The 23,598-nt window shown below is 58.6% G+C and carries 23 protein-coding genes, 1 pseudogene and 1 riboswitch; of the genes and pseudogenes, 8 read left to right on the top strand and 16 right to left on the bottom strand.

Going from position 1 to position 23,598, the window contains the following annotated elements:
• Positions 1 to 19 precede the first annotated feature (19 nt).
• Positions 20 to 255, bottom strand: a riboswitch (cobalamin riboswitch).
• Between the two features lie 154 nt (positions 256 to 409).
• Both JUI81_RS24235 and JUI81_RS24230 read left to right on the top strand, forming a co-directional pair.
• Complete coding sequence (locus tag JUI81_RS24235) at positions 410 to 994, top strand: hypothetical protein (RefSeq protein ID WP_019579637.1); 585 nt, start codon at positions 410 to 412, stop codon at positions 992 to 994.
• Between the two features lie 68 nt (positions 995 to 1,062).
• On the top strand, positions 1,063 to 2,376 hold the full coding sequence (locus tag JUI81_RS24230) for a sorbosone dehydrogenase family protein (protein ID WP_204125199.1): 1,314 nt from the start codon (positions 1,063 to 1,065) through the stop codon (positions 2,374 to 2,376).
• Between the two features lie 90 nt (positions 2,377 to 2,466).
• On the opposite strand, the gene JUI81_RS24225 is transcribed toward JUI81_RS24230, so the two are convergent.
• The 5 genes from JUI81_RS24225 to JUI81_RS24205 all read right to left on the bottom strand — a co-directional run bounded on the left by JUI81_RS24225 (position 2,467) and on the right by JUI81_RS24205 (position 7,109).
• Positions 2,467 to 3,003 (bottom strand): C40 family peptidase, encoded by a 537-nt coding sequence (locus JUI81_RS24225; RefSeq protein WP_019579635.1) that lies wholly within the window; start codon positions 3,001 to 3,003, stop codon positions 2,467 to 2,469.
• Positions 3,004 to 3,169: 166 nt separating this feature from the next.
• Positions 3,170 to 3,805 carry a C40 family peptidase gene (locus JUI81_RS24220; protein ID WP_019579634.1) on the bottom strand — a complete coding sequence of 212 codons (636 nt, stop codon included), beginning with the start codon at positions 3,803 to 3,805 and terminating at the stop codon, positions 3,170 to 3,172.
• A 213-nt stretch (positions 3,806 to 4,018) separates the two neighbouring features.
• Positions 4,019 to 4,723, bottom strand: coding sequence for a DnaA regulatory inactivator Hda (hda, locus tag JUI81_RS24215; protein ID WP_007936072.1), 705 nt, complete (start codon positions 4,721 to 4,723; stop codon positions 4,019 to 4,021).
• A gap of 230 nt (positions 4,724 to 4,953) precedes the next feature.
• On the bottom strand, positions 4,954 to 6,027 hold the full coding sequence (locus tag JUI81_RS24210; RefSeq protein ID WP_204125198.1) for an AI-2E family transporter: 1,074 nt from the start codon (positions 6,025 to 6,027) through the stop codon (positions 4,954 to 4,956).
• Positions 6,028 to 6,059: 32 nt separating this feature from the next.
• Entirely contained in the window at positions 6,060 to 7,109 is a 1,050-nt protein-coding gene (locus JUI81_RS24205; RefSeq protein ID WP_204125197.1) for a DUF2066 domain-containing protein, read from the bottom strand.
• 384 nt (positions 7,110 to 7,493) lie between these two features.
• On the opposite strand from JUI81_RS24205, the gene purM reads away from it, so the two are divergent.
• The 5 genes from purM to JUI81_RS24180 all read left to right on the top strand — a co-directional run bounded on the left by purM (position 7,494) and on the right by JUI81_RS24180 (position 11,459).
• A complete protein-coding gene (purM, locus tag JUI81_RS24200; RefSeq protein WP_019579631.1) occupies positions 7,494 to 8,552 on the top strand; it encodes a phosphoribosylformylglycinamidine cyclo-ligase in 1,059 nt (352 codons plus the stop codon).
• Positions 8,552 to 9,202 (top strand): phosphoribosylglycinamide formyltransferase, encoded by a 651-nt coding sequence (gene purN, locus JUI81_RS24195; RefSeq protein ID WP_018925121.1) that lies wholly within the window; start codon positions 8,552 to 8,554, stop codon positions 9,200 to 9,202. Before purM ends, purN begins: the two co-directional genes overlap by 1 nt.
• 8 nt (positions 9,203 to 9,210) lie before the next feature.
• A complete protein-coding gene (locus tag JUI81_RS24190) occupies positions 9,211 to 9,924 on the top strand; it encodes a DUF3108 domain-containing protein (RefSeq protein WP_019579630.1) in 714 nt (237 codons plus the stop codon).
• Positions 9,925 to 10,120: 196 nt separating this feature from the next.
• Positions 10,121 to 10,537 carry an OsmC family protein gene (locus JUI81_RS24185; RefSeq protein ID WP_007936063.1) on the top strand — a complete coding sequence of 139 codons (417 nt, stop codon included), beginning with the start codon at positions 10,121 to 10,123 and terminating at the stop codon, positions 10,535 to 10,537.
• 61 nt (positions 10,538 to 10,598) lie between these two features.
• Entirely contained in the window at positions 10,599 to 11,459 is an 861-nt protein-coding gene (locus tag JUI81_RS24180) for a pirin family protein (RefSeq protein ID WP_019579629.1), read from the top strand.
• Positions 11,460 to 11,568: 109 nt separating this feature from the next.
• Here JUI81_RS24180 and JUI81_RS24175 read toward each other — a convergent pair whose 3' ends face one another.
• The 4 genes from JUI81_RS24175 to JUI81_RS24160 all read right to left on the bottom strand — a co-directional run bounded on the left by JUI81_RS24175 (position 11,569) and on the right by JUI81_RS24160 (position 15,288).
• Positions 11,569 to 12,297, bottom strand: a complete 729-nt coding sequence (locus JUI81_RS24175; protein ID WP_019579628.1) for a dienelactone hydrolase family protein — start codon at positions 12,295 to 12,297, stop codon at positions 11,569 to 11,571.
• Between the two features lie 67 nt (positions 12,298 to 12,364).
• Complete coding sequence (htpG, locus tag JUI81_RS24170; protein ID WP_028940023.1) at positions 12,365 to 14,269, bottom strand: molecular chaperone HtpG; 1,905 nt, start codon at positions 14,267 to 14,269, stop codon at positions 12,365 to 12,367.
• Between the two features lie 81 nt (positions 14,270 to 14,350).
• Complete coding sequence (locus JUI81_RS24165; RefSeq protein WP_028940022.1) at positions 14,351 to 14,803, bottom strand: PaaI family thioesterase; 453 nt, start codon at positions 14,801 to 14,803, stop codon at positions 14,351 to 14,353.
• A complete protein-coding gene (locus JUI81_RS24160) occupies positions 14,800 to 15,288 on the bottom strand; it encodes a PaaI family thioesterase (protein WP_028940021.1) in 489 nt (162 codons plus the stop codon). The genes JUI81_RS24165 and JUI81_RS24160 overlap by 4 nt, the downstream gene beginning before the upstream one ends.
• 157 nt (positions 15,289 to 15,445) lie before the next feature.
• Here JUI81_RS24160 and JUI81_RS24155 point away from each other — a divergent pair, with 157 nt between their 5' ends.
• Positions 15,446 to 15,688, top strand: coding sequence for a hypothetical protein (locus tag JUI81_RS24155; RefSeq protein WP_018925114.1), 243 nt, complete (start codon positions 15,446 to 15,448; stop codon positions 15,686 to 15,688).
• A 68-nt stretch (positions 15,689 to 15,756) separates the two neighbouring features.
• Here JUI81_RS24155 and JUI81_RS31880 read toward each other — a convergent pair.
• The 7 genes and pseudogenes from JUI81_RS31880 to odhB form a co-directional block, all read right to left on the bottom strand.
• Positions 15,757 to 15,846: pseudogene (locus tag JUI81_RS31880) on the bottom strand (MAPEG family protein); the annotation flags it as partial.
• A 9-nt stretch (positions 15,847 to 15,855) separates the two neighbouring features.
• Entirely contained in the window at positions 15,856 to 16,593 is a 738-nt protein-coding gene (locus JUI81_RS24150) for a DUF599 domain-containing protein (protein ID WP_019648154.1), read from the bottom strand.
• A 166-nt stretch (positions 16,594 to 16,759) separates the two neighbouring features.
• Positions 16,760 to 18,073, bottom strand: a complete 1,314-nt coding sequence (brnQ, locus tag JUI81_RS24145; protein ID WP_028940019.1) for a branched-chain amino acid transport system II carrier protein — start codon at positions 18,071 to 18,073, stop codon at positions 16,760 to 16,762.
• A 475-nt stretch (positions 18,074 to 18,548) separates the two neighbouring features.
• Positions 18,549 to 19,430 (bottom strand): succinate--CoA ligase subunit alpha, encoded by an 882-nt coding sequence (gene sucD / locus JUI81_RS24140; protein WP_007919877.1) that lies wholly within the window; start codon positions 19,428 to 19,430, stop codon positions 18,549 to 18,551.
• Positions 19,430 to 20,596 (bottom strand): ADP-forming succinate--CoA ligase subunit beta, encoded by a 1,167-nt coding sequence (gene sucC / locus JUI81_RS24135; protein ID WP_007919879.1) that lies wholly within the window; start codon positions 20,594 to 20,596, stop codon positions 19,430 to 19,432. Before sucC ends, sucD begins: the two co-directional genes overlap by 1 nt.
• 199 nt (positions 20,597 to 20,795) lie before the next feature.
• Positions 20,796 to 22,232: a dihydrolipoyl dehydrogenase gene (lpdA, locus tag JUI81_RS24130; RefSeq protein WP_018925110.1), complete on the bottom strand. Its 1,437-nt coding sequence runs from the start codon at positions 22,230 to 22,232 to the stop codon at positions 20,796 to 20,798.
• Between the two features lie 110 nt (positions 22,233 to 22,342).
• Entirely contained in the window at positions 22,343 to 23,557 is a 1,215-nt protein-coding gene (odhB, locus tag JUI81_RS24125) for a 2-oxoglutarate dehydrogenase complex dihydrolipoyllysine-residue succinyltransferase (RefSeq protein WP_018925109.1), read from the bottom strand.
• Positions 23,558 to 23,598: the final 41 nt, after the last annotated feature.

The raw sequence follows: 23,598 nt of genomic DNA, 5'->3' as shown, positions 1-23,598 counted from the left end.
CCTGGCATCGCCCACCGTGATGCCGCTGAATGGATCAGGCCGGTCTCCGGGCTCATGAGCGGCGATTGGCCCGACGGCGCGCCTTCCCATGCCAAAAATAGACACAGTGGCTCAATGCGCAGTCTTCACTCATTTACCGTTGCGGGGGCAGCGCCGGGATCGTGATCATTCTTCGCTGGAAGAAATCCACTCACCGGCTTCCCTGTTTCACTCTGTCGACCAAGGCCACAGAGCACCTGAAACAAGCCGCGAAGGTTAGAGGGTTGGGGGTGGAGCGTCAATTAAAGACGGGACGCCTTGCGGCGAATAACTGCCGCCGATCAATTATCTGACGCCAATCTTGTGCCACACTGCCAGCAGTGATATCAAAGAGCCACAACCTCATAACACAATAACAAGGGTGAGCCACATGCAAGGCATGATCATCAGCAATCCGAAGCTGGAATTCCTGCGCCCGGTGCTGGAACGCTGGTTTGACTGTATCGACCGCTACAACGCCGTGCGCGGCGATAACGATACGCCTTACTGGTACGACGAAAACGCCAACCTCGGCCTGCTCTCTGCCGCAGCCTGGATGGCGGAAATGGTCACGCTGCAGCAAACACCGTCGCGCAAACAGACCGAAGAAGGCGAACGCAACGCCCGCGCCGATCTGTTTATCGCTACCAGCGAAGAACGCGCTTACCTGCAGGCCACCCAGCGCTGGCCACGGGTCAATAGCTTGAACCTGACCCAGGCACTGGCGGACATCACCAGCGACGCGAAGCGCATCAGCTACGCCAGCGACCTGAAACTCGGCTGCCTGTTTGTCGCCCCACAAAAAGCCCAGCACAGCGCTACCCCAGAAGAACTCCAGGACATGCTCGACGACCTGCAAAAGGAACACACCTGCGCCGTGGCCTGGTATTTCCCTTACGCCTACCGCAAGTTGCGCAATGAAGCCGGCAACTACCATCCGGGGATCGCAGTGCTGTTCAAGGAGGCCCGCGGCTGACCGGTTGAACCATCGGGTGTTTACGCTTCTCTATGATTACGTCAATGCATTCATAGGGAAGATCAGTAATGCGCAAACCCCAGCTCATTTTCATCATCGCGCTCGCCGGAGGGCTCGCCGCCTGTGGTGAAACCTCCAGCCTGCAAGTCTCGGACGGCACCGGACCGTCGCCCAAGCTGCCGGAACCGAACAAAACCCTGATCCCGACGGTGAACATCGCCCCGGCGATCGGCTGGCCTCAGGGTAAAAAACCCGTCGCCGCCGCAGGCACTCAAGTAGTAGCGTTTGCCGAAGGCCTCGAACACCCACGCTGGCTCTACGTGCTGCCCAACGGCGACGTACTGGTGGCCGAAACCAACGCGCCGTCCAAATCCGATGACAGCAATGGCATTCGCGGCTGGATCATGGGCAAAGTCATGGGCCGCGCCGGAGCCGGCGTCCCCAGCCCGAACCGCATCACTCTGCTGCGGGACAAGGACCACGACGGCGTCGCCGAAACCCGCACGGTGTTCCTGGAAAACCTCAACTCGCCTTTCGGCATGACCCTGGTTGGCAAAGACCTGTATGTCGCCGACACCGACCGTTTGCTGCGTTTTCACTATGAAAACGGCGAGACAGCGATCAAGTCACAGCCAATCAAAGTGGTCGATTTGCCGGGCGGCACGCGAAATCACCACTGGACCAAAAATGTCATCGCCAGCAAGGACGGCAGCAAGCTGTACGTCACCGTGGGCTCGAACAGCAACGTCGGCGAAAACGGCATGGATCAGGAGGAAGGTCGCGCGGCGATCTGGGAAGTGGATCGCGCCACCGGCAACCATCGAATCTTCGCCTCGGGGATTCGTAACCCGAACGGCCTGGCCTGGGAGCCGCAAAGCGGTGCTCTGTGGACCGCAGTCAACGAGCGTGACGAAATCGGCAGCGACCTGGTGCCGGACTACATCACGTCAGTGAAGGACGGCGGGTTCTATGGCTGGCCTTACAGCTATTACGGGCAACATGTCGATGTTCGCGTCGAGCCACAAAACCCTGATTTGGTCGCCAAGGCCATTGCACCGGACTACGCAGTGGGGCCCCATACCGCATCGCTGGGCCTGACATTCGCCGAAGGCAGCAAGTTGCCCGCTCCGTTCACCCAAGGCGCCTTCATCGGCCAGCATGGCTCGTGGAACCGCAAACCGCACAGCGGCTACAAAGTGATTTTCGTACCGTTCAGCGCCGGCAAACCAAGCGGGCAGCCGCTGGATGTGCTCACCGGCTTCCTCAACGACGAGGGAAAAGCCATGGGTCGGCCGGTGGGCGTGGTGATCGATCAGCAGGGCGGCTTGCTGGTGGCGGATGATGTGGGGAACAAGATTTGGCGCGTTAGCGCGGCAAAATAATGTGATTACTGCAAGACGATAACCCTGTGGGAGCTCCCACAGGGGATCAGCATTTACGACAGAGCGTGCGAGCGGTCATGACAACCTCCGCTATGGATTATGTGCCAAGTGCTCGGGCTGCAGGACGCGCTTGGCGCTCAGGTAGGCTTTCTGCCAGTAAGCCTTGGACAAGCTGTCCAGCTTGACCGTACCGCCCGTGGCCGGTGCATGGACGAAGCGCCCTTCGCCGACATAGATCCCGGCATGGCTGACCTGAGAGCCACCATTGGTGGCGAAGAAAATCAGGTCGCCGGTTTGCAGGCCTTCCTTGCCGACGTTGGGAGCCTGCATGCCGATCATCTCGCGTGTGGACCGCGGCAAGGAAATGCCTGCGACATCGCGATAGACGTAACCGATCAAACCGCTGCAATCGAACCCGGAATCCGGCGTGTTGCCGCCCCAACGATAAGGCGTCCCCACCAGACCGAGCGCGCGAAACAGTACGTCTTCTGCCGCAGGGGAAAAGGCTTGGGGAGAACCGAAAACAATCGGTGCGCGAACCACCGGCGCAGGAGGCGGTGTGCGGCTGGCGCAGGCGCTGAGCAGCGCTGCGAAGAACATGAGTGCGAGGCGGGCCGACATCGTCATAAACAGAACATCCTGATCTGGCTGCGGCTTTTTTCTGCCACAAAGACAGAAAAGAAAACCGCCTGCGCAGAACGCAGGCGGTTTGCCATCAATAATAGATCAGGATTCTAGCGGCTACGCGGCAAACTTCAAGTAAGACTTTAAGTTCGCCTTGTAAACTGTCCGCTTATTTGCGCGCAGTGACGATAGGCGCTGCAGCCGGCGCCATTGCGAGTGCACGCTTGGCTTCGATGAAGGTCTTGCTCCAGTAGCTGTCGCCCAGGCTATCGACCCGGACACCACCGCTTTTGCGGCTGCTGGAGTGGATGAACTGGTTGTCACCCACATAGATCCCGGCGTGACTGACACGACCGCGACGGCCATTGGTAGCGAAGAACAGCAGGTCACCCGGCTTGAGGGCGCTGCGAGCCACCAGCGGAGCATCAACGTTGATCATTTCGCGAGTGGAGCGTGGCAGGTTCATGCCAGCCTCTTCACGAAACAGATAACCGATGAAACCGCTGCAGTCGAAGCCTGCCTCGGAGGTGCCGCCGAAACGGTAACGGGTACCGATCAAGGACATGCCACGCTCGAGGATGCTGTCAGCCAGAACCGGAAGCTGGTACGACTTGCCGCCGGCGAAGTCTGCCAGTTCTTTATTGGTTGCCAGCTCTTCCTGGAAAAGAACGGAAGAAGACTGTGCGGTAACTGAATTTGAAACCTGATGCTGTGGCTCTTGCTGGGACACTGGAGAGTGAGCAGCGCAACCGAACAACAGGGTGACGAGTGCGAGAGGCACGAGGGGTGCGAAGCGATTTAGCATGGGCACGACCGTGGCTGATAGTTGTAAAGAAGCCGAGACTATGCCCGCTATCGATCTCATTTGCAAATTCAATCGATCTTTATGTGACTTATCGGTTTCTCGTTTCCATCTAAGCGCTTAAGCCCATTTTGAACCTTTGCGCAGCCTGCCCCCTGCAGGAAAGCGGATTTGTTGACGCCTGGAATATGCCGGAACCCGCGAAAAACCTGGCTTTTACCAGCCCAACGTCTCTTTCAGGAACGGGATTGTCAGCTTGCGCTGAGCTTGAAGAGAGGCCTGATCGAGGCGTTCAAGCAGCTCGAAAAGCGCACTCATGCTGCGAGTACCGCGAGTCAAAATAAAATGCCCGACTTCGTCAGTCAGGTGCAGTCCACGACGGGAAGCGCGCAACTGCAAGGCACGCAACTTGTCTTCATCAGAGAGCGGACGCATCTGGAAGATGAGTGCCAGTGTCAGCCGCGACTTGAGGTCCGCCAGCTTCACCGGTAGTTCGCGCGGGGATGTCGAGGCAGCGATCAGCAGACGTCGCCCGCTGTCACGCAGACGATTGAACAGATGGAACAACGCCTCTTCCCAATCCGCCTTGCCGGCGACCGCCTGCAAATCGTCCAGGCAAACCAGTTCGTATTGTTCGAGGTTGTCGAGGATTTCGATGCCACGGTCCATCAACTCGGCCAGCGGCAGATACACCGCCGGTTCACCCATCTGCTCGAAACGCAGGCAAGCCGCCTGCAACAAATGCGTGCGCCCTACCCCGTGCTTGCCCCAGAGGTAAATCAGGCTTTCCGTCCAGCCGGCGTCGGCTTCGCACAGCCGCTCGACATAGCCGAGTGCAGCGGCATTGGCGCCTGGGTAGTAATTGATAAAGGTGGCGTCATCACGCAGACGCACACCTAGGGGCAGCTGAATCGGTTTCATGCTGACTGAACAGTTCCAAAGGAACCGTTAGTGGCCTCTGTGTAAAGTTTGCGAAGTTTATACCCGTGAAGCTGACGGCACAATGCGACAGACCACAAGCAAAATCAAAGGTTTGCGTTAACATGCTGGTTTTATGACAGTTTCTTTGGCGGTGCATGTGACAGCCGCGCGAGGGATACGGGCAAACCCGGCGTGAAACCGGGCCGCCCGCGACGAGCGATCAAGAAGCCTTACTTCTCAGACTCGTCGACACCACCGTAGATATCCGAATCTTTATACAAATCATGCACATGGCGCACCAGGACCATGATCACCGCCGCCACCGGCAATGCCAGTAGCACACCGGTAAAACCGAACAGCTCGCCGCCGGCCAGAATCGCAAAGATCACCGCCACCGGGTGCAGGCCGATCCGGTCACCCACCAGCAACGGCGTCAGAACCATGCCTTCCAGCGCCTGGCCGACCATGAACACCGCAACGATACCGATCATGGGATACAGATCGCCACCGAACTGGAACAGGCCGGCAATCAACGCCGCGCCAATTCCGATGACAAACCCCATGTACGGCACGATCGCCGCCAGGCCGGCAATCAGACCGATCAACAACCCCAGTTCCAGCCCGACGATCATCAAGCCAGCGGCGTAGATCACACCCAGCGCCAGCATCACCAGCAACTGCCCGCGCACAAACGCCCCAAGCACTTCATGGCATTCCCCGGCCAGGGACATGACACGCTCTTCACGATCACGCGGCAGCAAACTGCGGATCTTGGCCATCATCAGGTCCCAGTCGCGCAGAAGATAAAAACTCACCACCGGGATCAGCACCAGATTGGCCAGCCAGCCGATCAGCGCAAGGCCTGAAGCCGTCGCCTGACTCAGCACCACGCCGACAATGTCGGTGGTCTGGCCCATGTGCTCGCTGATCGCCGCCTTGAGCTTATCGAACTTCCAGAAGCCCTCTGACAAACCCAACTTCGATTGCGCCCACGGCAACGCGGTGTGCTGCAACCAGTCGAGCATCTGCGGCGCCAGTTCATACAAGCGAAACAGCTGCTTGGCGAGCATCGGCACCAACACCAACAACAGCGTGGTGAGGATCAACGTGAACAACGCGAACACTGCCACCACGCCCCAGGTCCGCGACAGACCGAACGTCTCCAGCCGATCCACCAGCGGATCGAACAGATAGGCCAGCAACAGCGCCACCAGGAACGGCGTCAGGATCGGATGCAACAGGTAAACAAACGCGCAAAGCAGGGCCACCCCACCGAGCCAGAACCAACGCCGCGTATCGGCCATGTACCACTCCTGCTTCTATATAAAGAAAAAACTCACCAACGGAAATGCAACTGCGGCGTCGGGGCAGGCGCTGGCGCTGCGGCCGGCGCCGAACCCGCAGTCACGGGTTGAACAGGTGCCGGCGCCTGACTGGCCGGAACTTCCTGCAATTGCGCCAGGGACAACTGAGCTCGCAGCTGATCGGCGCTGCCGTTGACGCGATAAAGCACGCGGTCGCCATCGACACTTTGCAGACGCGCGCCAAAAGGCTCCAACAAACGCCCAAGCGTCGCATAACGCTCCAGATTCATGCCCTGCACTTCCAACAATTGCTCGCCCGATGCACCTGGCTTGGCGACGAAACGCGACGCCAGACGCTCGCTGACCGCCAGCATCACCGCATCGGCCACGGCGGTGGTATCGGCGCCCTGCACGCTACCGGCCTCTTTCTGATCGCCCAGCCACAGTCGCCACTTGGCTTGCCATTGCCCCCCTTCTTCACGGGCATGCACCGCCAGCAAGGCATCGGCATTGTAACGGTCGGAGGCACTGCGCAGTGGCGCAGGGTCGGCACCTTCCAGATTCGGTGCCGTGGCGACGATCTGTTCATTCAGGTCAGCCAGCGGCAAACGTAGCGGCAGGCCACGGTGCTGAGCCGCCCGACGCAAAGGCGCAGCACTGGCCTGACCATCGCCGACCAGGCTCGAACCTTCGGTGGAATCGTTCAACCACCAGCCGAGGATCGACGGCCGATTGGCCCCCCACACGGCCAGCCCGGCACGACGCAAGGCCTGCTCGGTGGTGGCCGGGTCGAAATCGACTTTCAGCACTTGCGGCGGCCCGGCGTCGTAGCCGAACTGACTGATGATCTGCTGAGGGTCTTTGCGCACGGCCGCAAGGCCTGGGCTTTGCGCCGCCTTGGGATCGCCGGTCAAGCGCAACACCAGCGTTTCCAGCGCCTGCTGAGTCGCTTGGTCGCGCTCCTCCGGTGTCTGGCCGCTGACCGGTTGGCGCACTTGATAGAGGCCTTTGACGGTTTCGGCATGGCTGGCCAGGCTGACTACGGATAAACAGCCCACGAACAAGAATTTAAGAAAACGCATGGAAGATTCCTGACGACAAGAGCGGCTGGAACAGACCGCATGAAGACGATTGAGCCAGGGTTGTGACCACAGGCCCAAGCAAAACATTCACGCGATCGCGGTAAGTTTTCGCACTGTCATAACGATAGACGGTTAACGTCGTACCTTATACAGCCATGTGGGACGCCGCCAACACGAGCAATATCAGTTTTTTTAACGCGATATGCCCCTGCCCGTCGGCACGAGGATGGCCGCTGCCCCTCAAGCCTGATAAAATCGCGCGCCTTCGCAGACCGGCTACAGCCGGGTGGTGTCGAAATAGCGCGTGAGGCAATTGCCTCATCAATTTCGACAGGCCCGCTGAACTCGGTCGTTACCCCTGAATCCCCCCTAAAGGCCTGGATCATGAGCAAGCAACCCTCCCTGAGCTACAAGGACGCCGGTGTAGACATCGACGCCGGTGAAGCATTGGTCGAACGCATCAAGAGCGTCGCCAAGCGCACTGCGCGCCCGGAAGTCATGGGCGGCCTGGGCGGTTTCGGCGCCCTCTGCGAAATCCCGGCCGGTTACAAACAACCGGTGCTGGTATCGGGCACTGACGGCGTCGGCACCAAGCTGCGCCTGGCGCTGAACCTGAACAAGCACGACAGCATCGGCATCGACCTGGTGGCCATGTGCGTGAACGACCTGGTGGTCTGCGGCGCTGAGCCGCTGTTCTTCCTCGACTACTACGCCACTGGCAAACTGAACGTCGACACCGCTGCTCAGGTTGTAACCGGCATCGGCGCCGGCTGTGAACTGTCCGGCTGCTCCCTGGTCGGCGGCGAAACCGCTGAAATGCCTGGCATGTATGAAGGTGAAGACTACGACCTGGCCGGCTTCTGCGTCGGCGTCGTGGAAAAATCCGAAATCATCGACGGTTCGAAAGTCGCTGCCGGCGATGCCCTGCTCGCCCTGCCGTCTTCCGGCCCGCACTCCAACGGCTACTCGCTGATCCGCAAGATCATCGAAGTGTCGGGTTCCGACATCGAGAATATCCAGCTCGACGGCAAACCGCTGACCGACCTGCTGATGGCTCCGACCCGTATCTACGTGAAGCCGCTGCTCAAGCTGATCAAGGACACCGGCGCCGTCAAAGCCATGGCCCACATCACCGGTGGCGGCCTGCTGGACAACATCCCGCGCGTGCTGCCAAAAGGCGCTCAAGCGGTGGTTGACGTCGCGAGCTGGACCCGCCCGGCGGTGTTCGACTGGCTGCAAGAGAAAGGCAACGTCGACGAAACAGAAATGCACCGCGTGCTGAACTGCGGCGTCGGCATGGTCATCTGCGTTAGCCAGGAGCACGTTGAAACCGCGCTGAACGTCCTGCGTGAAGCTGGCGAGCAGCCATGGGTCATCGGTCAGATCGCCACCGCTGCCGAAGGCGCGGCTCAGGTCGAACTGAAGAACCTCAAGGCTCATTAATGTCCCAGACCTGTGATGTGGTGGTGCTGCTGTCCGGCACCGGCAGTAACTTGCAGGCCTTGATCGACAGCACGCGGACCGGCGACAGCCCGGCCCGCATTGCTGCGGTGATTTCCAACCGCGCCGACGCCTACGGCCTGCAACGCGCCAGGGACGCGGGTATCGACACCCGCACCCTGGATCACAAGGCTTTCGAGGGCCGCGAGGCCTTCGATGCCGCGCTGATCGAACTGATCGACGCCTTCAACCCCAAACTCGTGGTACTGGCCGGCTTCATGCGCATTCTCAGCGCTGACTTCGTGCGCCATTACCAGGGTCGCCTGCTCAATATCCATCCCTCGCTGCTGCCCAAATACAAAGGGTTACACACTCATCAGCGCGCGCTGGAGGCCGGCGATACGGAACACGGCTGCTCCGTGCACTTCGTCACCGAGGAACTCGATGGCGGACCACTGGTCGTACAGGCAGTAATACCGGTAGAGTTGCACGATTCGCCGCAGAGTCTGGCGCAGCGAGTCCACACCCAGGAACACCTGATCTACCCGATGGCCGTACGCTGGTTTGCCGAAGGCCGTTTATCACTCGGCGAACAAGGTGCTTTACTGGACGGACAGTTACTCGCGGCCAGCGGCCACTTGATTCGAACCTAGGAGATTTTATGCGTCGTGCCCTGCTCTTCGCTTGCGCTCTGCTCGCCCTGCCGTTTGCGCAGGCCGCAGACCTTCAACCCTTCTCCGCCAGCTACACCGCCGATTGGAAACAGCTGCCCATGAGCGGTACCGCCGAGCGCAGCCTGACCAAGCAAGCCAATGGCGCCTGGAAGCTCAGCTTCAAGGCCTCGATGATGATCGCCAGCCTGACTGAAGAAAGCACCCTGACCCTGGACAAGGACACGCTGCTGCCGCAGTCCTACCACTTCGAACGCGGTGGCCTGGGCAAAGCCAAGAAGGCTGATCTGGATTTCGACTGGACCAACAAGATGGTCACCGGCACCGATCGCGGTGACGCCGTCAAGCTCCCGCTCAACCGCGGCATGGTCGACAAGTCCACCTATCAACTGGCGCTGCAGCATGACGTGGCCGCCGGCAAGAAAAGCATGAGCTATCAGGTCGTCGATGCCGGCGAAGTCGATACCTATGACTTCCGCGTGCTGGGTTCGGAGAAAGTCGACACCAAGGCTGGCCAGATCGATGCGATCAAGGTCGAGCGCGTGCGCGATCCGACACAAAGCAAGCGCATCACCGTGCTGTGGTTCGCCAAGGATTGGGATTACCTGCTGGTCCGTCTGCAACAGGTCGAAACCGACGGCAAGGAGTACAACATCATGCTCCTCGACGGTACGGTCAACGGCAAGACGGTCAAAGGCAGCTGATCCGGACCGACATGAAAGCCCCGCAAACGCGGGGCTTTTTTTCGTCTGGCGTTAAGCGGGGGGACAGGACAATGACAACTTTGAGCTGTGGCCAAATCGTCCGGCAAGAAATAGGAACGCGAACGTGAAGGAATGCTCTATAAATTCAGGGTCTTTTTTGATCGAATGACTTTTCCTGATCCCTGCGAGGTTTCCCATGACTGTTACCGTCAATACTGTCTCCGCCGAAGGTTTTCGTCACAGCGTCCAGATCGATGACCATGAACTGTTTGCCGATGTCCCCAAGTCCAGTGGTGGTGAAGGCACCGCACCTGAGCCCCATGACTATTTCGACGCGGCCCTCGGCGCCTGCAAGGCCCTGACCCTGAAACTGTATGCGAAGAAGAAGGGCATTCCACTGACCGGCGTCGGGGTCGAGGTCAAGCGCGACAACAGTGAAGAGCAGAAAGGCAAATATGCCCTGCACGTCAAACTCACGCTCAAGGGCGTACTCACCGATGCCCAGCGCGACGAGCTGCACCGCGTGGCCGACCGCTGCCCGGTACACAAGCTGATGACCACCTCTGAAGTCAGTATCGAAACTCATCTGTCCGAAGGCGCCTTTAGCCAATAGCGGCAACGGCTGCGCAAGCGGGTTATGCTCCCTGCGTCACCCGCTCAGCCTGGAATGCACCATGAACACTCCGCTCGTGATCCGCCCCCGCGCCGAAGATGTCGAGGGCCAGCCGATCCTTCGCCCTTTGCCGTCAGCCAAATGCCGCAACGTCGGGCCCTTCGTGTTTTTCGACCACATGCTCGAAACCCGTTATCCACCGGGCAAAGGCATGAACATCCGTCAGCATCCGCACATCGGGCTGTCCACCCTCACCTACCTGTTTGAAGGGCAAATCCAGCACAAGGACAGCCTCGGTTCCGATCAGGTGGTGAATGCCGGCGATGTCAGCTGGATGACCGCCGGCAGTGCGATTGCCCACGTCGAACGCACGCCCGAAGCATTGAAGAACAGTGGCGGTACGATGCACGGCTTACAGATCTGGCTGGCTTCGCCCAAGGACCGTGAGCACGGTCCAGGACACTACAGCCACCATCCAGCAGCCACGCTGCCCGTCAGCGAAAACCTTGGCGTGAAGATACGAATGATCGCCGGGAAGGGCTTTTGCCTTGAATCACCGGTCCCGGTGCTTTCGCCTACGCTGTATGCCGAATTGAACCTGCAAACGGCGACCACGCTGCTGATTCCCACCGAGCATGAAGAACGGGCGCTGTATGTGTTAAGTGGCGAGGCGCAGCTTGATGGCGAGTTGCTGGAGCCCTACACGCTAGTGGTGCTGCCGGCCGGGGAAGAGATGACGCTGTTCGCCGAGAGTGACTGCCATGCCGTGCTGTTTGGCGGAGCGCCACTGGACGGGCCACGACGGATCAACTGGAACTTCGTGGCCAGTGATCCGGCATTGATTGATGAAGCACGTCGGCGCTGGGCGGCCGGGGATTGGCCGACGGTGCCGGGGGAAAGTGAGCGGATTGAGTTGCCGTAGCGCGTAAACATCAAAAGATCGCAGCCTTCGGCAGCTCCTACAGAGGTACGCGCCCCCTGTAGGAGCTGTCGAGTGAAACGAGGCTGCGATCTTTTGTTCCGAGGAGCAATCAGCCCTTGAACACTTCATCCAGCAAGTTATGCATCGACGTGAACGCGCGAGCCGCTGTTTTCGCGTCATACATCATCATGCCCGGCACGTTGGCGTGCGGGTCGGTGAACGAATGCACCGCGCCGCCATAGCTTAGCAATTGCCAATCCACACCGGCAGCATTCATCTCAGCTTCAAACGCTGGCAGCTGCTCTTTCGGCACCAATGGATCGGCAGCGCCATGCAGCACCAGCACCGAACCCTTGATGCTTTTCGCATCGTTCACATTCGGCGTATCCAGCGTGCCGTGGAACGACACCGCAGCCTTCACCGGCGCACCGCTACGCGCCAGCTCCAGCGCGCAGCAACCACCGAAGCAGAAACCAAAAGTCGCCAGTTTCGAGGTATCAACCGCCGCCTCGCCCTGCCCTTGCAGTTGTTCGAAAGCTGCCTGCATGCGTTTGCGCAGTAAGGCGCGATCATTCTTCAGCGGCATCATCGCCGCGCCTGCCTCGTCGCCGTTCTGCGGACGAACCGATTGCCCGTACAGATCCGCGATCAGCACCACATAACCCTTGGATGCCACCGATTTGGCAATCTCCTCGGCGCCAAAGCTGACGCCCATCCAGTTCGGCGCCATCAACAGACCCGGACGCGGGCCTTTATGGTCAGCATCGAAGGCCAGACGGCTTTCATACGATTGGCCGTCAATCTGATAGGCGACGGATCGAACAGTGATTTGGCTCATGACTGACTCCCTGTAAAAAAGCACCAGAATGAAAAAACCCGCCGAAGCGGGTTTTTATACAGCGTGGTTAAACCGACAGTTCAACCAGCAGCTTGTTCAAACGACGCACATAAGCGGCCGGGTCTTTCAAGCTGTCGCCGGCCGCCAGGGCCGCCTGATCGAACAGAATGTGCGACAGGTCGCCGAAGCGCTCGTCGCTCTGCTCGTTGTCGAGCTTCTCGATCAACGGGTGAGCCGGGTTGAATTCGAAGATCGGCTTCGAATCCGGAACCTTCTGACCGCTGGCTTCCAGGATCTGACGCATTTGCAGGCCCAGGTCCTGCTCGCCGATGGCCAGAATCGCCGGGGAATCGGTCAGGCGATGGGAAACCCGCACTTCAGCAACGGACTCACCCAAAGCGGTCTTGAGACGCTCAACCAGGCCTTCTTTGGACTTGGCGACTTCTTCCGCGGCTTTCTTGTCTTCTTCCGAATCCAGGTTGCCGAGGTCCAGGTCACCGCGCGCCACGTCGACAAAGCTCTTGCCGTCGAAGTCGTTGAGGTAGCTCATCAGCCACTCGTCGATACGGTCGGTCAGCAGCAGCACTTCGATGCCTTTCTTGCGGAAGACTTCCAGGTGCGGGCTGTTTTTGACTTGCGCGTAGGTTTCGCCGGTCAGGTAGTAGATCTTGTCCTGACCTTCCTTGGCACGGGCCAGGTAGTCGGCCAGACCTACAACCTGCTCGCCGTCGTCGCCCTGAGTGGACGCGAAACGCAGCAGACCGGCAATTTTTTCTTTGTTGGCGAAGTCTTCTGCCGGGCCTTCTTTCATGACCTGACCGAAGTTCTTCCAGAAACCTTTGTATTGCTCAGGCTCGTTCTTCGCCAGTTTTTCCAGCATGTCCAGAACGCGCTTGGTCAGCGCCGACTTCATGGAGTCGATGATCGGGTCTTTCTGCAGGATTTCCCGCGACACGTTCAGCGACAGGTCGTTGGAATCGACCACGCCTTTGATGAAGCGCAGGTACAGCGGCAGGAACGACTCGGCCTGATCCATGACGAACACGCGCTGCACGTACAGCTTCAGGCCTTTCGGCGCTTCACGCTGGTACAGATCGAACGGAGCACGGGTCGGCACATAAAGCAACGAGGTGTACTCGAGCTTGCCTTCGACCTTGTTGTGGCTCCAGCTCAGCGGGTTTTCGAAATCGTGAGCGACGTGCTTGTAGAACTCCTGGTATTCCTCGTCCTTCACTTCAGTGCGAGGGCGAGTCCACAGGGCACTGGCGCGGTTGACGGTTTCCCACTCAACGGCAGGCTTCTCTTCGCCTTCGGCGGCTGCCACTTCTTTCGGCAACTCGATCGGCAGAGCGATGTGGTCGGAGTACTTCTTGATGATGTTGCGCAGACGCCAGCCATCGGCGAACTCGTCTTCACCGGATTTCAGGTGCAGAACGATACGGGTGCCGCGATCAGCTTTCTCGACGGTGGCGATTTCAAATTCGCCTTCGCCCTTGGACGACCAGTGCACACCTTCGCTGGCAGCGAGGCCGGCACGGCGGCTGAATACGTCAACTTTATCGGCGACGATGAACGCCGAGTAGAAACCGACACCGAACTGACCGATCAGGTGCGAGTCTTTTTTCTGATCGCCAGACAGGTGCTTCATGAAATCTGCGGTGCCGGACTTGGCGATGGTGCCCAGGTGAGTGACCGCATCTTCACGGCTCATGCCGATGCCATTGTCTTCGAGGGTGACGGTTTTAGCGTCCTTGTCGAAGCTCACACGGATTTTCAGTTCAGCGCCGCCTTCCAGCAATTCAGGCTTGGCCAGCGCTTCAAAACGTAATTTATCGACAGCGTCAGAGGCGTTCGAGATCAATTCGCGAAGGAAGATTTCCTTGTTGGAATACAGCGAATGGATCATGAGGTGCAGCAGCTGCTTCACCTCGGTCTGGAAGCCCAGGGTTTCCTTTTGAGTTTCCACACTCATGGTCATCAAACTCCAATCAGATGGCAGTGGCCGCGACCTTGAGGGTCGGCGGCGGGTTGTCCTCAGAGTTGGGGGCTGAGATCAGGATTTCAAGGGCTCTTCGATTTTGAAGTGGGCCCGGGCCGTGGCAATGGGCTCGGCTTCAGTGCTTTGCCAGGCGGTAATCGCCACGTTTGCGACCCGCCGCCCCTGGCGACAAACCTGGCATCGGGCCCAGGTATCGCGAAACTGCCCCGCGCGCAGGTAGTCGAGGGAGAAGTCGATAATCTTCGGCACACCGGGCGAGCCGGTGAAAATCAACAAATGCAGCGCCGCCGAGAGTTCCATGAACCCGGCAATCACCCCACCATGAATCGCTGGCAGTAAAGGGTTACCAATGTTGTCCTTGTTGGCCGGCAGACGAAACAGCAGCTCATCTCCTACCCGCGAACATTCGACGCCGATCAGCTCGGCGTAAGGAATCAGCTGCAGCAGCGCGGCGTAGTCCCCCTGCGCATGGGCCTGTTGAAGCTGTTCGTTGAACGTGTCGGTCATTTCGCAACTCCAACAATGGCACCGGCAATGACACCACCAAAGTTTTTAGTACCTTTGATGCCCTTGCCCATGCGCATGAAGGTGCCCACCACGTGGGCGATGGGCTGTTCGGGGTCGTCCTGATAGGCAAAACCGCGCGCAAAAATCACATCGGTAGTCACTCGGTAGCATTGGGCGAAGCCGTAAACGTCCTTGTGCGGCTCGGCGGCATGCATGTAGTCGATGCGCAGGTCGAGCGTCGGGCAGACTTCGAACTCGGGCAGCACGCAGAGAGTGGCCATGCCGCAGGCGGTGTCCATCAGCGAGGTCAGCGCACCGCCATGAATCACCCCGGTTTGCGGGTTGCCGACGATCTGCGGGCTATACGGCAGAATCACCGTCAGCCCTTCGCTGCTGGCGCTGTGAAGGCGCATGCCGAGTACCTGACAATGGCGCAACGCCGACAGGAATCGCGTCGCACGCTCAAAAACGGGGTTTTCGGCCATTTGATAAAACTCTTCTTAGTGTCCGGACAAAGTAGCAGGCTAGCGGGCAAAAGTTCCGTTGCAAAACAAACATATATATCTGTGTGAATTGAGGAACTTAACCCTGATAACGGTGCTCGAAAGGCCAGTAGATATTTTCCATCAGGAGAAACACCCCATGCGTAAGACTTTAGCTATTGCCTTGATGTTGACCGCTTCCCTCGGTCTCGCCGCCTGCGGTAAAAAACCCGAGGACAAAGCTCAAGATGCCACCAAACAAACCGAGCAAGTTCAGGAAAAAATGAGCGAAGCTCAGGATAAAGTGAACGAGGCGGCAAAAGAAAACGCTGAAGCTGCCAAAGCTCAGACCGAATCGAACGCAGCCGCTCCGGCAGCGCCTACAGAAGCACCTAAAAACTAAAACAGTTTTTAGCGTGATAAAAGAAAACCCGCCATGTGCGGGTTTTCTTTTGCCTGTTACTTGGTGCATTAGAGCAAAACGGTTCTAAAAGTCGGACTAATCAACAGCAACAACGAACACACTAAACCCAGAAACCACACCAGACTGCGCTGCCAGGCAAATACTCATCAAGCCGCCTCTTTGTTCAGCTCAGGCAATGGCGCCTCTGTAGGTGTATAGACCATCACGTCAAGAACGTCGGAGTGAAACTCGCGGCGATACAACACAAACACGACACCGGCGCTCATCAACATGAACAACCAGGGGCTGACAAACCACGCCAGCATGCTCATGCCGAAGTAATAGGAACGCAGACCGAAGTTGAACTGGTTGGCCGCCAGGGAGATGACACGGGCGGCTCGGGAAGCAAAGGCGTTACGCTCTTGTTCGGACACATGCCGCTCACCGATCATCGGTGCCGAACCCACGAGAATGGCCGCAAAGTTGTACTGACGCATGCACCAGCTGAACGTAAAGAACGCATAGACGAACACCAGCGCCAGGCACAACAACTTGATCTCCGACATGCCTTGGGAAGCCTGTTGCACCATCGGGATATCCGCCAGCAAAGACACGGCTCTTTCGGACGCCCCCAACACCGTGAGAATACCGGCCAGGATAATCAACGTGCTGGAAGCGAAGAATGAGGCGTTGCGCTCCAGGTTACCGATCACGCTGGCATCGGCGATGCGGTTGTCGCGTAACAGCATGCGGCGCATCCAGTCTTCGCGGTACAGGTGCAGAACACTGGCCAGGCATGCGGTGTCGCGGCCCTTCCATGTGGCGTAACGGGTGTAGCCACCCCAGCAGACGACAAACCAGAGCGCGGCGAGGATGTGGATCAGATTGGCGTGGATGAACGACATGCAGTTCCTTGTGATGTGTAGACGATGATGAAACCTGCGGATAGTGCTTCGACGTTAACCCAAGGAAAAAGACACTGCATCACGCGCATAAAAATGCCCCGTATCGATTGATACGGGGCATTTCCATTTGTAGCTCAAGCCCGCTTGTGGCGGGCCATGAAGCGACTTAAGCCAGCGCTTCTTCGCGCTTGCCCAACAGACGGTCGCAAACCACGGCAACCGCCAGGGTCATGACCGACGGCACCAGCCAAGCCAGGCCCTGCTCGCTCAGCGGCAGGTGAGCCAGTTGAGTCGGCATCCAGTCGGCCAGACCGGCGCCCTTGAGCGCGTCGATCATGCCGAAAATGAACGACACCAGCATCACCGGACCGACGATGCGACCCTGCTCATGCCAGAAGTCCTTGCAGAAGCTCAGGGCCACCAGGGCGATGCACGGCGGGTAGATGGCGGTCAGTACCGGGATCGAGAACGCAATCAGCTTGGTGAGGCCCAGGTTGGACACCAGCAGGGAGAACGCGGCCAGGATAATCACCAGCGTCTTGTAGGACAGTGGCAGCACACGGCTGAAGTATTCGGCACAGGCGCAGGTCAGACCGACCGCAGTCACCAGGCAGGCCAGGGAGATCAGCACCGCGAGGAAACCGCTGCCGAGCGAACCGAAGGTGTGCTGCACGTAGGCGTGCAATACCGCCGCGCCGTTGGTGGCACCGGCGGCCACTTCATGGCTGCCCGAGCCGAGACGGAACAGGCTGACGTAAACCAGCGCCAGACCTACACCGGCAATCAGCCCGGCGATGATCGCGTAACGGGTGATCAACACCGGCGATTCCACGCCACGGGAGCGGATCGCATTGACGATGACAATGCCGAATACCAGCGCGCCCAGGGTATCCATGGTCAGGTAACCATTGATGAAGCCCTGGGAGAACGGTGCCGCCACATATTCAGGGGTAGCCACGCCAATGTTACCGGCCGGCAACGCGAACGCTGCGATGCCGAGAACGGCCAGGGCGATGATCTTCAGCGGTGCGAGGAACCGTCCTACGGTGTCCAGCAGACGGCCCGGATAGAGCGAGATGAAGAACACCAGCAAGAAGTACACCGAGCTATAGAGAAACAGCGCCAGCGGGCTCTCGCCGGTCAGCGGCGCCAGACCCACTTCGAACGACACGGTCGCGGTGCGTGGTGTCGCGAACAACGGGCCGACAGCGAGGTAGCACGCGGCTGCCAGCAGGCCACCGGCGATTTTACCGATCGGGCTGCTCAAGGCATCCATTGCACCACCGACCTTGGCCAGGGCGACCACGGTGATCACCGGCAGACCGACTGCGGTGATCAGAAAACCCAGCGCAGCCATCCAGACATTAGGCCCGGACTGCAAACCGACGATAGGCGGGAAGATGATGTTGCCAGCCCCGACGAACAGGGCAAATGTCATGAAGCCCAGTGCCAGGATGTCCTGGCCTTTCAACACTTTCATTAAGGAAATACCACACTACTGAATCGGAATTTAGAGAGGGATTTCCCTTATGGGTGAGGGAAATGCTGTCGATCCGTATAGGACTGACCCGTTTAGCGCGCCGCAGCCTTGTGGGCCGCAAACGCAAAAATGGCGGCTAGCCTACCGAATTTGCCCGCCAAACGCACTATTACAGGGCGAACTATCCGATACGCGACATTTCAGTGTCGTGTTTACATATCTAATTTTCACAACCGCCCTGTGGCGAGGGAGCTTGTCGGATCGCCGCACCGTCCCGCTCGGCTGCGCAGCAGACGCAAACAGACAAACACAAACTGCCTGATGTAACGCGAGTGCAGGTTTTGGGGCCGCTTCGCAACCCAGCGGAGCAAGCTCCCTCGCCACAAGAAGCGCTGCGAATATCTCAAACCCCGGAAATGACAAAGGCCACCCGAAGGTGGCCTTTGTTTGGTGGAGCGTCAGTTAAGCGCGAGGCTTACTTGACGGCCCAACCGGTCAGCTCGGCCAGGGCCTTGCCGATGTCTGCCAGCGAACGCACGGTTTTAACACCTGCGTCTTGCAGAGCAGCGAATTTCTCGTCTGCAGTGCCTTTGCCGCCAGAGATGATTGCGCCAGCATGGCCCATGCGCTTGCCCGGAGGAGCAGTCACACCAGCGATGTAGGAAACAACCGGCTTGGTCACGTGTGCCTTGATGTAGGCAGCCGCTTCTTCTTCAGCCGAACCGCCGATCTCGCCGATCATCACGATCGCTTCGGTCTTCGGGTCTTCCTGGAACAGCTTCAGGATGTCGATGAAGTTCGAACCCGGGATCGGGTCACCACCGATGCCGACGCAAGTCGACTGACCGAAACCGGCGTCAGTAGTCTGCTTCACAGCTTCGTAGGTCAGGGTGCCGGAACGGGAAACGATACCGACCTTGCCTGGCAAGTGAATGTGACCTGGCATGATGCCGATCTTGCATTCGCCTGGAGTGATCACGCCTGGGCAGTTAGGACCGATCAGGACTACGCCCAGCTCGTCGCACTTGACCTTGGCATCCAGCATGTCCAGGGTAGGAATGCCTTCAGTGATGCAAACGATCAGCTTGATGCCGCCGAAGGCTGCTTCCAGGATGGAGTCCTTGCAGAAAGGAGCTGGAACGTAGATCACGCTGGCGGTGGCGCCAGTGGCAGCTACAGCGTCTTTCACGGTGTTGAACACTGGCAGGCCCAGGTGCTCGGTGCCGCCTTTGCCTGGAGTTACGCCGCCAACCATCTTGGTGCCGTATTCGATGGCTTGCTGGGTGTGGAAACTACCTTGCGAACCGGTAATACCCTGGCAGATAACTTTGGTGTCTTTATTGATCAGGACGCTCATTATTTGCCCTCCGCAGCTTTGACAACTTGTTGAGCAGCGTCGGTCAGGCTGGTAGCAGCGATGATGTTCAAACCGCTTTCTGCCAGTACTTTAGCGCCCAGCTCAGCGTTGTTGCCTTCAAGGCGAACAACAACCGGGATTTTCACGCCGACTTCTTTCACAGCGCCGATGATGCCTTCGGCAATCATGTCGCAACGAACGATGCCGCCGAAGATGTTGACCAATACTGCAGCGACGTTAGTGTCGGACAGGATGATCTTGAACGCTTCGGTTACGCGCTCTTTGGTAGCACCGCCGCCAACGTCGAGGAAGTTGGCTGGTTTGCCGCCATGCAGGTTGACGATATCCATGGTACCCATGGCCAGGCCAGCACCGTTGACCATGCAACCGATGTTGCCTTCCAGTGCTACGTAGTTCAGTTCGAACTTGGCAGCGTGCGCTTCGCGCGGATCGTCTTGCGACGGATCGTGGAAAGTCTTCAGCTTAGGCTGACGGTACATGGCGTTGGCGTCGATGTTGATCTTGGCATCGAGGCAATGCAGATCGCCGTCAGCCTTGATCACCAGCGGGTTCACTTCCAGCAGAGCCAGGTCGTGATCCTTGAACAGCTTGGCCAGACCTACGAAGATCTTGGCGAACTGAGCAACTTGCTTGCCTTCCAGACCCAGCTGGAATGCCAGCTCGCGACCCTGGAATGGCTGAGCGCCAACCAGTGGATCGATAGTGGCTTTCAGAATTTTTTCTGGAGTGTCGTGAGCGATTTTCTCGATGTCCACGCCACCTTCGGTGGAAGCCATGAACACGATGCGACGGCTCGAACGGTCAACGACAGCGCCCAGGTACAGCTCTTTAGCGATATCAGTGCACGATTCAACCAGGATCTTGGTGACTGGCTGACCATTGGCGTCAGTCTGGTAAGTCACCAGACGCTTGCCCAGCCACTGCTGTGCGAATGCTTTAGCGTCTTCTTTGCTGCGAACCAGCTTTACGCCGCCCGCTTTACCGCGACCACCGGCGTGAACCTGGGCTTTGACAACCCATTCGCTGCCGCCGATTTTGTCGCAAGCTTCTGCTGCTGCTTCCGGGGTGTCTACCGCGTAACCGGTGGATACTGGCAGGCCGTACTCAGCGAACAGCTGCTTACCCTGATACTCGTGAAGATTCATGCTTATTACCGTCTTCGTTAGGTACTGCGCATTCGGTGCTGCACTCATTCAAGTGCCGCACCACCTGTGACTGCTGCTTGCGTAACCTTTCCGGGTACCCGGTGCAGCTACGCAAGACTGCGTCCAGCGGACATTCCGCGGTGAGTCTTGCTCGCAAGGCTCACGACGGGCCGTACCGCCGTGGTTTCTTATTATCCGCTTAGCGTTTCTTGCGGTTGGCGATGTGGATGGCGCCGCCATTCACTGCCAACGCTGCTTCGTGCAAGGCTTCAGACAGGGTCGGATGGGAGAAAACCATCATGCCCAGGTCTTCAGCGCTGGTGCCGAATTCCATGCCGATCGCGCCCTGCTGAACCAGTTCTGCGGCGCTCGGGCCAATCACGTGGACGCCCAATACGCGGTCAGTCTTGGCATCAGCGATGACCTTGACGAAACCACCGGTATCGTTGGCGGCCATGGCACGGCCAGAGGCTGCGAACGGGAAGGTGCCGACGTTAACTTCTACGCCTTCAGCTTTCAAGGCCTGCTCGGTTTTACCGACCCACGCGATTTCCGGGTGAGTATAAATAACCGAAGGGATCAGGTCATAGTTCATCTGGGCTTTGTGGCCCTTGATGCGCTCGACAACCATGATGCCCTCTTCCGAGGCTTTGTGAGCCAGCATCATGCCGCGAACCACGTCACCGATGGCGTAAACGCCCGGTACAGTGGTGGCGCAGTGATCGTCAACGTGCACGAAACCGCGCTCGTCGAGGGTCACGCCGCAATCAGCAGCCAGCAGATCAGTGGTCACCGGACGGCGACCAACGGCTACGATCAGCTTGTCGAAAGTGATGTTCTGTTCGCCGTTGGCATCGGTGTAGTTCACAACGACTTCGTCGCCGTTCACTTTGGAACCGGTCACGCGAGCGCCCAGCTTGATGTCCAGACCCTGTTTGGTCAGGGTTTTCAGCGCTTCCTTGGAAACAGCAGTGTCCGCTGCCATCAGGAAGGTATCCAGTGCTTCGAGAACGGTGACTTCAGCGCCCAGACGGGACCATACCGAACCCAGTTCCAGACCGATAACACCAGCGCCGATTACACCCAGGCGTTTTGGTACGGATTGGAATTCCAGAGCGCCAGTCGAATCGACGATCACATTCTGGTCGACCGGAGCCGGTGGAATGTCGATCGGACGCGAGCCCGGAGCCAGGATGACGTTTTCGGCTTCGATGACTTCAACCGAACCGTCAGGCTTGGTGACTTCGACTTTCTTGCCAGCCAGCAGTTTGCCGTGGCCCTGGATCGAAGTGACGCCGTTAGCCTTGAACAGCGTTGCAACGCCGGAGGTCAGGCCTTTGACGATGTTGGCTTTACGGCCGACCATTGCTGGCACGTCCATGGTCACGCCAGCGTGGTTGATACCGTGGATCGCGAAGCCGTCTTGCGCTTCGTGAAACTTCCAGGAGCTGTCCAGCAGCGCCTTGGATGGAATGCAGCCGACGTTCAGGCAAGTACCGCCGAGGGCCAGTTTGCCTTCCTTGTCGGTGTATTTCTCGATGCAGGCAGTGGTGAGGCCCAGTTGCGCTGCTTTAATGGCAGCCACGTAGCCGCCAGGGCCCGCACCAATCACTACCACGTCGAATTTCTGAGTCATGTGTCATTCCTTCTCGAATCAAACCGGACGGCCCCTTTTGAGGACCGTCGTGGGACGAAGCTGGTCATTACAGAAGGGCCGTCCATCATTGAACGGCCCGTGCAACGAAATCAGATATCCAGCAGCAAACGAGCCGGGTCTTCCAGCAGGTTCTTGATGGTCACCAGGAAGGTCACAGCTTCTTTGCCATCGATCAGACGGTGATCGTAGGACAGCGCCAGGTACATCATCGGACGGATAACTACCTGACCGTTGATCGCCATAGGGCGCTGGATGATGTTGTGCATACCCAGAATCGCAGCCTGCGGCGGGTTGACGATCGGAGTCGACATCATCGAACCGAAAGTACCGCCGTTGGTGATGGTGAACGTGCCGCCGGTCATTTCTTCCATCGACAGTTTGCCGTCACGGGCTTTCTTGCCGAAGGTAGCGATGCCGCCTTCGATTTCAGCCAGGCTCATCAGTTCGGCGTTACGCAGAACCGGTACAACCAGACCGCGGTCGCTGGAAACAGCCACACCAACGTCGGCGTAGCCGTGGTAAACGATGTCGGCACCGTCGATCGACGCGTTGACAGCCGGGAAGCGTTTCAGCGCTTCGGTAGCCGCTTTCACGAAGAACGACATGAAGCCCAGGCGTACGCCGTTGTGGGACTTCTCGAACAGGTCCTTGTACTTCGAACGCAGGGCCATGACTTCGGTCATGTCGACTTCGTTGAAAGTGGTCAGCATGGCCATGTTCGATTGAGCTTCAACCAGACGCTCGGCAACCTTGGCACGCAGACGGGTCATCGGAACGCGTTTTTCTACGCGGTCGCCAGCAGCGAATACCGGAGCCGAAGCAGCCGGTGCGGCAGCCTTGGCAGGTGCAGCAGCCGGAGCGGCTTTCTTGGCGGCAACAGCTGCTACCACGTCTTCCTTGGTCACACGACCGCCTTTGCCAGTACCGGCAACGGAAGCGATGTTGATGCCGTTTTCTTCAGCCAGCTTGCGAGCAGCCGGTGCAGCAACAGGATCGTCTTCGCCCGCTTCGGCAGGAGCAGCGGCAGCAGCGGCAGGTGCAGCAGCGGCTGGAGCGGCAGCAGCACCGCCCTCACCGATGGAGCCCAGAACTTCGTCGGACAGAACGGTGTCGCCTTCGTTCTTGACGATCGCGCCCAGCACGCCATCAGCGGTGGCCAGAACTTCCAGTACGACTTTGTCGGTTTCGATGTCGACGATCAGTTCGTCACGCTTGACGGCGTCGCCCGGTTTTTTGTGCCAGGTGGCAACGGTGCCATCGGCAACCGATTCCGGGAAAGTGGGGGCTTTGATTTCGATAGCCATTATCTGTGGGTCCTTAAATTCGGTTTCAGGTGCGCGAAGGC

This window comes from Pseudomonas sp. 008, assembly GCF_016861935.1.
In the GTDB taxonomy this organism is placed as follows: domain Bacteria; phylum Pseudomonadota; class Gammaproteobacteria; order Pseudomonadales; family Pseudomonadaceae; genus Aquipseudomonas.
This window is presented reverse-complemented; position numbering and strand designations above follow the sequence as displayed.

What these genes read in the sequence shown, in the direction of transcription:
- JUI81_RS24235 (WP_019579637.1), top strand. Translation starts at nt 410, where the DNA reads ATGCAAGGCATGATCATCAGCAATCCGAAGCTGGAATTCCTGCGCCCG.
- JUI81_RS24230 (WP_204125199.1), top strand. Translation starts at nt 1,063, where the DNA reads ATGCGCAAACCCCAGCTCATTTTCATCATCGCGCTCGCCGGAGGGCTC.
- JUI81_RS24225 (WP_019579635.1), bottom strand. Translation starts at nt 3,003, where the DNA reads ATGACGATGTCGGCCCGCCTCGCACTCATGTTCTTCGCAGCGCTGCTC.
- JUI81_RS24220 (WP_019579634.1), bottom strand. Translation starts at nt 3,805, where the DNA reads ATGCTAAATCGCTTCGCACCCCTCGTGCCTCTCGCACTCGTCACCCTG.
- hda (WP_007936072.1), bottom strand. Translation starts at nt 4,723, where the DNA reads ATGAAACCGATTCAGCTGCCCCTAGGTGTGCGTCTGCGTGATGACGCC.
- JUI81_RS24210 (WP_204125198.1), bottom strand. Translation starts at nt 6,027, where the DNA reads ATGGCCGATACGCGGCGTTGGTTCTGGCTCGGTGGGGTGGCCCTGCTT.
- JUI81_RS24205 (WP_204125197.1), bottom strand. Translation starts at nt 7,109, where the DNA reads ATGCGTTTTCTTAAATTCTTGTTCGTGGGCTGTTTATCCGTAGTCAGC.
- purM (WP_019579631.1), top strand. Translation starts at nt 7,494, where the DNA reads ATGAGCAAGCAACCCTCCCTGAGCTACAAGGACGCCGGTGTAGACATC.
- purN (WP_018925121.1), top strand. Translation starts at nt 8,552, where the DNA reads ATGTCCCAGACCTGTGATGTGGTGGTGCTGCTGTCCGGCACCGGCAGT.
- JUI81_RS24190 (WP_019579630.1), top strand. Translation starts at nt 9,211, where the DNA reads ATGCGTCGTGCCCTGCTCTTCGCTTGCGCTCTGCTCGCCCTGCCGTTT.
- JUI81_RS24185 (WP_007936063.1), top strand. Translation starts at nt 10,121, where the DNA reads ATGACTGTTACCGTCAATACTGTCTCCGCCGAAGGTTTTCGTCACAGC.
- JUI81_RS24180 (WP_019579629.1), top strand. Translation starts at nt 10,599, where the DNA reads ATGAACACTCCGCTCGTGATCCGCCCCCGCGCCGAAGATGTCGAGGGC.
- JUI81_RS24175 (WP_019579628.1), bottom strand. Translation starts at nt 12,297, where the DNA reads ATGAGCCAAATCACTGTTCGATCCGTCGCCTATCAGATTGACGGCCAA.
- htpG (WP_028940023.1), bottom strand. Translation starts at nt 14,269, where the DNA reads ATGAGTGTGGAAACTCAAAAGGAAACCCTGGGCTTCCAGACCGAGGTG.
- JUI81_RS24165 (WP_028940022.1), bottom strand. Translation starts at nt 14,803, where the DNA reads ATGACCGACACGTTCAACGAACAGCTTCAACAGGCCCATGCGCAGGGG.
- JUI81_RS24160 (WP_028940021.1), bottom strand. Translation starts at nt 15,288, where the DNA reads ATGGCCGAAAACCCCGTTTTTGAGCGTGCGACGCGATTCCTGTCGGCG.
- JUI81_RS24155 (WP_018925114.1), top strand. Translation starts at nt 15,446, where the DNA reads ATGCGTAAGACTTTAGCTATTGCCTTGATGTTGACCGCTTCCCTCGGT.
- JUI81_RS24150 (WP_019648154.1), bottom strand. Translation starts at nt 16,593, where the DNA reads ATGTCGTTCATCCACGCCAATCTGATCCACATCCTCGCCGCGCTCTGG.
- brnQ (WP_028940019.1), bottom strand. Translation starts at nt 18,073, where the DNA reads ATGAAAGTGTTGAAAGGCCAGGACATCCTGGCACTGGGCTTCATGACA.
- sucD (WP_007919877.1), bottom strand. Translation starts at nt 19,430, where the DNA reads ATGAGCGTCCTGATCAATAAAGACACCAAAGTTATCTGCCAGGGTATT.
- sucC (WP_007919879.1), bottom strand. Translation starts at nt 20,596, where the DNA reads ATGAATCTTCACGAGTATCAGGGTAAGCAGCTGTTCGCTGAGTACGGC.
- lpdA (WP_018925110.1), bottom strand. Translation starts at nt 22,232, where the DNA reads ATGACTCAGAAATTCGACGTGGTAGTGATTGGTGCGGGCCCTGGCGGC.
- odhB (WP_018925109.1), bottom strand. Translation starts at nt 23,557, where the DNA reads ATGGCTATCGAAATCAAAGCCCCCACTTTCCCGGAATCGGTTGCCGAT.